Origin of the sequence: Agrobacterium sp. ST15.16.055 (assembly GCF_027956555.1) — a bacterium.
In the GTDB taxonomy this organism is placed as follows: Bacteria; Pseudomonadota; Alphaproteobacteria; order Rhizobiales; family Rhizobiaceae; genus Agrobacterium; species Agrobacterium salinitolerans.
In genome coordinates this window covers 135855-145868 of sequence record NZ_JAQKGN010000012.1, presented here as the reverse complement: position 1 = coordinate 145868, position 10014 = coordinate 135855, and the positions used below count along the sequence as shown (strand labels likewise).

Genomic DNA, 10014 nt, shown 5'->3' with positions numbered 1-10014 from the left:
GCTGAACGATGTTCAGCGGGCGGCCCTGACAAAGGCCATCGAACGGGGACCGACGCCGTATCTCGACGGTGTCGTGCGCTGGCGTTTATGCGACCTGGCCCAATGGCTGTGGGAGGAGTTCCGTGTCTCGGTGAGCGAACAGACGCTCAGCCGGGAGGTCCGTGCCATGGGTTACCGCAAGCTCGCTGCCCGCCCCAAGCATCATGCTCAGGACCCTCAAGCCATTGAGGATTTTAAAAAAACTTCCCCGCCGCAGTGGCAGAAATCGCAGGCGGGGCCGCTCAAGGAAAGCGAATAGAGATTTGGTATCAGGATGAAGCCCGGATTGGTCAAAAGAACAAGATCACCCGCCGCTGGGCAAAGCGGGGATCAAGGCCATCTGCACCACACGACCAGCGAACCCGCTCGGCCTACATCTTCGGTGCCATCTGCCCCAAGCAGGGCAAAGCGGCGGCGTTGGTCATGCCTTGGTGCGACACCTACGCGATGACGCAGCATCTGGCTGAAATCTCACGGCACGTGGCCGATGGTGCGCATGCCATCCTCATCATGGACCAGGCGGGATGGCACATGTCCAATAATCTCGTCATCCCCGGCAACATCTCGATCCTGCCCCTGCCGTCGAAGTCGCCAGAGCTGAACCCGGTTGAAAACCTCTGGCTCTTCATGCGCGAGAACTGGCTGTCGAACCGCATCTTCAAATCCTACGACGACATCGTCGCGCACTGCTGCGACGCCTGGCGCAAGCTTGAAAGCCAGCCATGGCGCATCATGTCCATCGGACGAAGAGAATGGGCAAATGGGTTCTGATCAGTGAGGAGCCGTATTAGCCAATCTTCGAACAGCATTGCCTAATTGCATTTATTGTGCAATTTTCTAGCCGTTTCAGGTGTTATTATGTTTTTATTTAATTCTTTTTTAACAAAAAATAAGTCCGCTTTTTTCGCCGTTGGTCTCGCCAGCGCGTTGATGAATGTTCTTAATCTTTCCGGCTCGCTTTTCATGCTGGAAGTTTACGACCGCATTTTGCCAAGCAAGAGCATTCCATCCCTTGTGGCGCTGGTCGTTCTCCTGATCGTTCTCTACGCGTTTCTGATGGGGTTCGACGCGCTGCGAGGACGCATATTGGCGCGCATCTCGGACAATATGGACGACGCGCTCAATCAGAAGCTTTTCAGGGCGTCAATCACTGCCCCGCTCCTTGCCTCGGGGAAGATCGATGGGCTGCAGATCGTCGGCGATCTCGATCAGATCCGCCAGTTTCTCTCCGGGCCAGGTCCGGCGGCTTTTTTCGATATTCCCTGGCTGCCCATCTATCTGCTGATCTGTTTCGCCCTGCATCCATGGATCGGGTTTGCTGTGCTCGGCGGCGCCTTGGTTCTTATCGTACTGACGCTTCTGACTAATTGGTTGACCGAAAGGGCGACAAAACAGGCTTATACTGCACGAGGCCAAAGAAACGTCCTCGTCGGCAGCAGCCAGCGCAACATTGAATCCATCAAGACCATGGGCATGATGGGGGCGGTGACATCCATGTGGGACGAGCTACATTCCAGATATCGCGCCGTCACCCTGTCGACATCCGATACGGCCGGCATGCTCGGCGCCATGTCGCGAACATTCCGACTGTTGCTGCAATCCGGCGTCATGGCGATCGGCGCCGTTCTTGTCATCGACGGCAATGCATCGGCGGGCAGTATCATCGCAGGGTCGATCCTCTCCGCAAAGGCGCTCGGCCCTGTCGAACATGCGATTGCGAACTGGCGCAGCTTCATGACCGCAAGACAGGGCTGGAAACGCGTCAACGAGTTCCTGGAACTGGTGCCCGAACCCTCGCCGCCGCTCTCCCTGCCCCGCCCGCAATATACCGTAGCGGTTGACCGTGTAACCGGTGGACCGCCAAACGGCGCGCGCGATACGGTTGCCGATATTTCCTTCACGCTGAACGCGGGCGATGGTCTCGGCATCATCGGCCCAAGCGCCTCCGGCAAATCCACGTTGGCACGCTTGATGACCGGCATCTGGCCCTATGAACGCGGTTCCGTCCGCTTCGATGGGGCCGCGCTCAACCAGTGGGATTTCGAGTTTCTCGGCAAATCCGTCGGCTACATGCCCCAGCAGGTGGAGCTGATGCCCGGGACTGTGGCGCAGAATATTGCGCGCTTCGACCGCGATGCGACAGCGGAAGCGGTTGTCGCCGCGGCCAAGGCCGCACAGGTGCATGAGCTGATCCTGAACCTGCCCAACGGTTACGATACCTATATTGGCGACCGTGGCGAGGCTTTATCGGGCGGACAAAAACAGCGCATCGGCCTTGCCCGCGCCCTGTTTGGCGAGCCTTTTTTCGTTCTTCTCGATGAGCCGAACTCCAATCTGGACAGCGAAGGCGAAGCGGCCCTGCGCAACGCCATTGGCGACATCAGGGCGCGCGGCGGCATCGTCGTCGTGATTGCCCATCGCCCCAGCGCGATTGAAAGCGTCAATCTGGTGATGGTGATGAGCAACGGTCGGATGCTGCGTTTTGGCACGAAGGAGGAGGTGCTCGCGCAAATACTGCGGCAGAATATCCGCCAGGTGCCTGAGGAGGAAGAGACGCGCAAGATTGAAAACCGGGTGAGCGAAAATGGTTGAGACGGAAAAAACCGGCAGGACAAATGCCTCCATTCTCAAACACTCGACCGCGGTGGTCGTTCTGGCGCTCGGCCTGTTGGTCGGATTGGGCGGGTGGGCTGCTTTTGCAAAGCTTGCCGGTGCGGTGGTCGCCACTGGCCGGGTCGTCGTTGAAGGCAATTCCAAAAAGATCCAGCATCTTTCCGGTGGCATCGTCAGCGAGATAAATGTCGCCGAAGGTGACAGGGTAGAAGCCGGTCAGATCCTGTTGCGGCTGAGCGCGACCGTCGTGCAGGCGAACCTCTCGATCGTTGAAAATACGCTTGCGCAACTTTACACGCGACGGGCTCGTCTGCGTGCGGAAATTGCCGAGGCGACGTCTTTCACCGTGCAGGAAGATCTGGCGGCCCTGACGAGTTCCAAGGCGGCCAAAACCTTTATCGACAGCGAACAGAACCTCTTCAACAGCCGTCGCAACGCCTTGATCGGCATGAAGAAGCAGCTGGCAACTCGCAAGGATCAGCTCGCCGACGAGGCTCGCGGCCTCGAGGTGCAGGTGCAGGCAACGGACAATGAGCTTACCATCGTCAAAGAAGATGTTTCCAAGACGGACGAGCTCTTCAAAAAAGGGCTTGTCACGCTTCAGCGCCTCAATCTCCTCAAGCGCCAGCTTTCCAATCTCGAAGGCCAGCAGGGCCAATACATCGCCGCCCGGGCACAGACGGTGGGCAAGCTGAGCGAATTGGACCTGCAATTGCTTCAGCTCGATGAAGACCGGAAATCGGAAGTCACGAAAGATCTGACATCGATCGAAGCGACCGTCGCGGAATATGAAGAGAGGCTGGCGGCAACGCGCGATCAGCTGGATCGCCTTGACATCCGCTCACCGATCGCCGGCCGCGTCTACCAGCTTTCAGTGCATAATATAAACGGTGTCATTCAACCGGGCGAAGTGCTGATGCTGGTGGTGCCTGAGCAGGATGAGCTTGCCATCGAGGCCAATATAACCCCACGGGACATCGATCAGATTTACGTCGGACAGCCGGTTACCATTCGTTTCACGGCGTTCAATCAAAGCACGACGCCGGATTTCAGCGCGCAAGTTGCTGTCGTCGCCCCGGACCTGCAGATGGATTCCCGGACCGGCACATCTTATTACGCGCTGCGTATCAAACCCGACAAGGCCGGAATGGGTCATCTGCCCGGCGGGAAACTATATCCCGGCATGCCGGCCGAAGTATTCATACAAACCAGCGAAAGGAGTGTTCTTTCTTATTTTGTAAAACCGTTCCAGGACAGGCTCAAAAAGACCTTCGTACAGGAATAAACAGTTTCCATTGCATAATTTTTCGAAAGGAATTTTCGCAACACGCTAAAGACGCACTTTATTCAAAAAAACAATTTCTTATATTGTATTATCATTTTTTACGTATTAAATATTACCCGCAATATTTATTACAAATTTAATTTCAATTCATCGATTTCTCAAAAATTTATGGGAGTGTAAAATGGCGTTAAAAGTAACTTTTGGTAATGGTGGCGCTGCTTCGGTCTCTTCGCTCACCAATCTGGTCGATCAGGAAGCTTATAAGCTCCTAACCGAATCCACAGCACAGGTCAAAAACGGTTCTTCGCTCGACTCCGGCGTGGTCAATGTCGGCGCGGTATCCGTTCCCGGCACCGGCGCGGGCGGCACGGTCGATGTCGGCTATGATCCCAGCTCTAACAGCTTCAAATTTGACGTGTCTTCGGCATGGAATTCGGTAAAAAACGCTCTCGCCCAGTCCGACACTTCTGAAAACCTTATCTTCAAGGATTTCGTTCAGGTCGATGTTCATCTCGGCGGCACCGGTTCGTCCAACGTTGAAGTTCTCAATGCCAAGCGTGGCAACATCTCGACCGGCGAAGGCAATGACACTGTCACCGTCTCTGTCATTTCGAACGACAAGGCTTGGGTAAACGCCTTCAACATCGACACGGGCGCCGGCAACGACACCATCGTGGTCAAGGCGGGCACGGCATTCGATGGCGGCGTTGCTGCCGGTACCAATGTCGTGAACGGTGGCGCTGGCGTCACCGACGGCAGCTTCACCTCCGTCAAGATCGACGCCGGCGCAGGCAACGACTCTATCGACCTGAGTGGCGTAAACCTCGCCTCCTCGCTGGTAACCGGCGGTAAGGGCATCGACCACATAAAGGCAAGCGGTGGCGCCGATACCTTCGTCTTCAATCTCGGCGACATGGCCAAGAGCTTTGCGACCGACACTATCGAAGGCTTCAACACGGCCATGGACAAGCTCAAGCTGGTCGGTACGGTACTCGACAACTGGGCGGTGTCGACGATCGATAACGACACCATCCTCACCTACAACGTCACTGGCGAGCACAAGGGCGAAAAGATCGTTGTCGCCGGTGTCCACCTGACCGGTAGCGACTGGTTCACCGCGTAATTCTCTCGAAGAGAATTCATTATCTGCCGCTTAAAATGATCGTGGCCCGGAGACATCCGGGCCACGATTTTTTGCATATGCGGCGATCGGCAACCGCTTCAGATGTCGCAATATTCCAAAATCAGGCCGCTTTGACCTGATTGCCCATTCTGCGCGTTGCGATGATGACCAGCACGCCTGCTAGCGCCAGGCAAAAGGCAAGGAAGAACATCGGCGCAATGGTGCTGCCGGTCTCATCCTTGATCCAGGGCACCACGTTCTGCGCCACGAAGCCACCCAGATTGCCGACGGAATTGATCGCGGCGATGCCGGCGGCCGCACCTGCTCCCTTGAGGAAGCGGCCGGGCAGGCTCCAGAACACCGGCTGGCCGGCAAAGATGCCGGCAGCGGCGATGCAGAGGAAGGCGAACTGCAGCACCGGGTCATTGAGCAAGGCCGACATCAACAGGCAAAAGGCGCCGATGAAGGCGGGGGCGACGATATAGGGCGTCTTGTTCTTTGCCTTGTCGGCTGCCAAAGGCACGACGAACAGGGCAACGGCAACAATCACCCAGGGGATGATGTTGATGAAGCCATTGGCGGTGTTGGAAACGCCGAAGCTCTTCACGATGGTCGGAAGCCAGTAGCTGAGACCATAAGCGGCCAGCGGGAATCCGACATAGCAGAGCGCCATGAACAGAACGCGCGGATTGACCAGCGCCTTGAAGCCATCCTCTGCATGCTCTTCCATGCCCTTGTTCTCTTGGGCCAGCCGGTTCTTCAACCAGTCCTTCTCATCCCGGCTCAGGAACTTCGCCTTTTCGGGTGTATCGTCCAGATAAAAGAAGGTGACGATACCCGCGATCACCGCCGGAATACCGGTCGCGAGAAACACCCATTCCCATCCGGCATAGCCGAGGAAACCATCCAGATCGAGCAGCATGCCGCCGAGCGGCGCGCCGATGGCATTGGCAAGCGCGCTGAAAATCATGAACAGGCCGATCATACGGCCGCGATAATCGCGCGGGAACCAGAGCGTCATCAGGAACAATACACCCGGGAAGAAGCCCGCCTCGCAGAGTCCGAGCAGGAAGCGCAGGATGTAGAACATCGTGGCGTTCTGCGTGTAGGCAAGCGCGATGGTGACGGCGCCCCAGGAAACCAGAATGCGGGCAAACCATTTGCTGGCGCCGAAACGGTTGAGGAACAAGTTGCTCGGCACTTCGAAGATGAAGTAACCGATGAAGAACAGCGATGCGCCAAGGCCGTAGGCATATTCGCTAAGGCTCAGCGCATCGACCATCTGCAGCTTTGCGAAGCTGACATTCTGGCGGTCGATATAGGCAATGAGATAGAGAAGGCCAAGAAACGGCATCAGCCGCCAGGTGATCTTCGAGATAAGGGCTTTTTCGGATACCATATGCTTTCCCTCCCTTCGATTTCTCGTCGAAACGCAAATGATAAGGGAACCCATCTATATGTGCGCCGCAAAATAGGCAAGTTGCATTGCATCATAACCATTGAAGATCCCCTGCAAGACAAGACTGTTGAGGCCATTCAGCAATGATGCAGCGCACATGGAAAATGCCAAGCCGTCGCGTCCCGTGCTCTGCGCATTCATGTTGCCGTTAAACCGGCGATCTGCTATGAAGGCTGCCATGGGATCTAAATTCGGATGTCTCGCGCAGAATGTTTATGTGCTGCAGGACCACAAGCGTCTGCCGGCACGGTTCTTTGCGCGTGTTTCCGGGGCGCTCACCAGCCGACTTAGGCTCGCCTGACAGCACCGCTGTCCACGCCATTCTGAACCCTGGTTACACTTTTCCATGACAAGGCATAGAGCCATGAGCGCACCCCGCACCTTATATGACAAGATCTGGGACGACCACGTCGTCAATCGCGACCCAGACGGAACCTGTCTTCTCTACATCGACCGTCACCTCGTCCATGAGGTGACGAGCCCGCAGGCCTTCGAAGGCCTGCGCATGGCCGGTCGCCCCGTGCATTCGCCTACCCGCACGCTGGCCGTTGTGGACCACAACGTTCCGACCACGGCCGACAGGCTGGAAGGCATCAAGAACGAGGAAAGCCGCATTCAGGTGGAAGCGCTTGCGCAGAACGCCAAGGATTTCGGCGTCGAATATTATTCCGAGCGCGACAAGCGCCAGGGCATTGTCCATATCGTCGGCCCCGAACAAGGTTTCACCCTGCCCGGCATGACGATCGTCTGCGGCGACAGCCACACCTCGACCCACGGCGCCTTTGGCGCACTGGCGCATGGCATCGGCACCTCGGAAGTGGAGCATGTTCTGGCGACGCAGACGCTGATCCAGAAGAAAGCCAAGAACATGCTGGTGCGTGTCGACGGTAAAGTTCCTGATGGCGTTACCGCCAAGGACATCATCCTCGCCATTATCGGCGAGATCGGCACGGCGGGTGGCACCGGCCACGTGATCGAATTTGCCGGCGAGGCGATCCGCTCGCTCTCCATGGAAGGCCGCATGACGGTCTGTAACATGACCATTGAGGGCGGCGCGCGTGCGGGCCTTATCGCACCGGATGAAACCACCTTCGATTACATCAAGGACAAGCCGCGCTCGCCGAAGGGTGAAACGCTGGAACAGGCCATCGCCTATTGGAAAACGCTGAAATCCGACGAAGGCGCTCATTACGACAAGGTCGTGGTGCTGGATGCGGCCAACCTGCCGCCCATCGTCTCCTGGGGTTCGTCTCCGGAAGATGTGACCTCCGTTGAAGGCATTGTTCCCAATCCCGATGACATCGAGGAAGAAAACAAGCGCGCCTCCAAGTGGCGTGCGCTTGAGTATATGGGCCTGAAGCCCGGTACGCGCATCACCGATATCGCCATCGACCGCGTCTTCATCGGCTCCTGCACCAATGGCCGCATCGAGGATTTGCGCGCGGCGGCGAAGATCGTTGACGGCCGTAAAGTCGCTCCCACCGTTTCGGCCATGATCGTGCCGGGCTCCGGTCTCGTGAAGGAACAGGCGGAACAGGAAGGTCTGGACAAGATTTTCCTCGAAGCCGGTTTCGAATGGCGCGAACCGGGCTGCTCCATGTGCCTTGCCATGAATGATGACCGCCTGAAACCCGGCGAACGCTGCGCCTCCACCTCGAACCGCAATTTCGAGGGCCGTCAGGGCTATAAGAGCCGCACTCACCTCGTCTCGCCAGCTATGGCGGCAGCGGCGGCGATCGCCGGTCATTTCGTCGACGTGCGTGAGTGGCAATGATTGCCGCATGATGGCTTGAACAGCAAACCCCGGAGCGATCCGGGGTTTTTGTTTATTCGGAAATAATCTTCACACGCTGGCCGGGCTGCAGCGTCGCCGTGGCGCTCATGGCATTGATCATGCGGAACATGTCGAGCTTCCGGTCGGTTCCCATCATCCGCGCCGCCATCGTCGCCACGGTTTCACCGGGCTTCACAGTCACCACCCGCACCCTCAGCGGCTTCAGCGAGGCAATTTCCTGCGGCGTCATCTTGCGGAAGCTGGTGCGCAATATGTTGGCGATAGAATCGAGCTGGGTATTGCCCTTCGGCACGGCCGTCAGGAAACGGAATATCTGCTGGCCGACACGAATGACGGTCACGTCAAAGTCCCATTTATCCGCACTTGCCCGGGCTGTCGCAGCCTCCAGACCGTTGATCTTCGTTTCCTTGACGGTTTCCGGCAACAGGCCGGCAACCCAGCCGCTGGTCAGATAATTGGCAAGGCTCGTCTGTTTCGGATCGGCGACGCCGTCGAAACGGATCGCCATATCGCCCGGTCCCGTCGCCAGAACAGCCTCGACCTTGTTGTCGATGACGAAACCTTCCGGCACATCGAAACGAATGCCAAGCGTTCCGTGCAGGAATGTCTGGCCGCGGACATAACCCTCCTGCGGGCTGTCGCCATAAAGCAGGCCGTCTATGCCATCCAGAAACCAGTCGCGACCACGATCCCCGACCTGGCCGTCCTGGCCGAAGGCGCGTGCATGACGCCGCGCAAGCTCGATGCGCTGCGGCGTGTTGGGGTGGCTGGAAAGAAAGTCGAGGCTCTGGTCGTTTTCAGGGTCGGCCGAGGAGAAGCGCGCATAGGCCGCCATGGAATCCAGAAAACGCGGCGAGGCAAAGGGGTCGTAACCGGCCTCGCCCAGCATGCGCACGCCGATCACATCCGCCTGCAATTCCTGCTGGCGCGAAAAGGCCGCGAGCCGCAGCTTGCCGCGCGCAAGCGCCTGCTTGCCAGCAAGATCGCTCGACAGCACTTCGGCAACCACGCGGCTGGCAATCACCTCCGCCTCTTCGCGGCGCTGGCGTTCGATGCCGTGATTGGCGGTGACATGGCCCATTTCATGCGAAAGCACGGCGGCCACTTCCGAAGCATCGTTGGCAAGCGCTAGCAGTCCGCGCGTCACGTAAAGATATCCGCCCGGCAGCGCAAAGGCGTTGATGGCCGGCGAGTTAAGGATAGTGATGCGGTAGGACTGTTGCGGGTTTTCCGAAACAGCCGTCAGAGCACCGGCGATGCGGGCGACAAGCCGCTCCGTCTTGGCGTCACGATATTCGCCGCCATAACTTGCCACGATGCGCGGATGTTCCCGTGCACCCATCTGGGCGCGCGGATCATTCTTCTGCACTTGTTCGACCGTTTGCGGATTATCCGACGGCCGCAAGGTGGACTGGTATGCCGGGCTGAAGAGAGACTGACACGACGACAGGAACACGGCAGACGCCGTCAGCACGGAACAGGCGGCAACCATCCTGCCCGAACGGCGAAGGCCTGAACGGGAGAAGAGCCTCCCCTCTGCGGTCATGCTATTTCTCATTCTCTATGCCTGCCCCTAACGTTCCTGATCATCCGTTAATTGCAGACCAGAATAACAGATTCGCCCCAACGGGCGATGAATGCCGAAACGGTAAAAACGATCCATCAAGTCCGGATTATTCCTGAAGAACGCAATAATTCCC

General features: G+C 57.7%; 7 protein-coding genes and 1 pseudogene. 5 read left to right on the top strand and 3 right to left on the bottom strand.

The features are described from left to right. From PL599_RS17215 to PL599_RS17200, 4 genes and pseudogenes are all read left to right on the top strand, one after another. Positions 1–810: pseudogene (locus PL599_RS17215) on the top strand (IS630 family transposase); the annotation flags it as partial. 87 nt (positions 811–897) lie between these two features. Continuing rightward, positions 898–2631, top strand: coding sequence for a type I secretion system permease/ATPase (locus PL599_RS17210; RefSeq protein ID WP_077985461.1), 1734 nt, complete (start codon positions 898–900; stop codon positions 2629–2631). Beyond that, positions 2624–3937: an HlyD family type I secretion periplasmic adaptor subunit gene (locus PL599_RS17205; protein WP_271359386.1), complete on the top strand. Its 1314-nt coding sequence runs from the start codon at positions 2624–2626 to the stop codon at positions 3935–3937. Before PL599_RS17210 ends, PL599_RS17205 begins: the two co-directional genes overlap by 8 nt. Positions 3938–4118: 181 nt before the next feature. Continuing rightward, complete coding sequence (locus tag PL599_RS17200; protein ID WP_077985459.1) at positions 4119–5060, top strand: rhizobiocin; 942 nt, start codon at positions 4119–4121, stop codon at positions 5058–5060. Between the two features lie 121 nt (positions 5061–5181). Here PL599_RS17200 and PL599_RS17195 read toward each other — a convergent pair whose 3' ends face one another. Both PL599_RS17195 and PL599_RS17190 read right to left on the bottom strand, forming a co-directional pair. Beyond that, positions 5182–6459: an MFS transporter gene (locus tag PL599_RS17195; protein ID WP_269824816.1), complete on the bottom strand. Its 1278-nt coding sequence runs from the start codon at positions 6457–6459 to the stop codon at positions 5182–5184. 54 nt (positions 6460–6513) lie between these two features. After that, the gene (locus PL599_RS17190; protein ID WP_191217267.1) at positions 6514–6699 is read right to left on the bottom strand and encodes a hypothetical protein; all 186 of its coding nucleotides are present in this window, start codon (positions 6697–6699) and stop codon (positions 6514–6516) included. 184 nt (positions 6700–6883) lie between these two features. Here PL599_RS17190 and leuC point away from each other — a divergent pair, with 184 nt between their 5' ends. Beyond that, positions 6884–8293, top strand: coding sequence for a 3-isopropylmalate dehydratase large subunit (gene leuC / locus PL599_RS17185; protein ID WP_269824815.1), 1410 nt, complete (start codon positions 6884–6886; stop codon positions 8291–8293). 52 nt (positions 8294–8345) lie between these two features. On the opposite strand, the gene PL599_RS17180 is transcribed toward leuC, so the two are convergent. After that, entirely contained in the window at positions 8346–9806 is a 1461-nt protein-coding gene (locus PL599_RS17180; protein WP_236760878.1) for a M48 family metalloprotease, read from the bottom strand. Between the last annotated feature and the right edge of the window lie 208 nt (positions 9807–10014).

Excerpts from the sequence above, each read along its gene's own strand:
- PL599_RS17200 (WP_077985459.1), top strand. The coding sequence starts at position 4,119 with ATGGCGTTAAAAGTAACTTTTGGTAATGGTGGCGCTGCTTCGGTCTCT.
- PL599_RS17205 (WP_271359386.1), top strand. The coding sequence starts at position 2,624 with ATGGTTGAGACGGAAAAAACCGGCAGGACAAATGCCTCCATTCTCAAA.
- PL599_RS17190 (WP_191217267.1), bottom strand. The coding sequence starts at position 6,699 with ATGGCAGCCTTCATAGCAGATCGCCGGTTTAACGGCAACATGAATGCG.
- PL599_RS17180 (WP_236760878.1), bottom strand. The coding sequence starts at position 9,806 with ATGGTTGCCGCCTGTTCCGTGCTGACGGCGTCTGCCGTGTTCCTGTCG.
- leuC (WP_269824815.1), top strand. The coding sequence starts at position 6,884 with ATGAGCGCACCCCGCACCTTATATGACAAGATCTGGGACGACCACGTC.
- PL599_RS17210 (WP_077985461.1), top strand. The coding sequence starts at position 898 with ATGTTTTTATTTAATTCTTTTTTAACAAAAAATAAGTCCGCTTTTTTC.
- PL599_RS17195 (WP_269824816.1), bottom strand. The coding sequence starts at position 6,459 with ATGGTATCCGAAAAAGCCCTTATCTCGAAGATCACCTGGCGGCTGATG.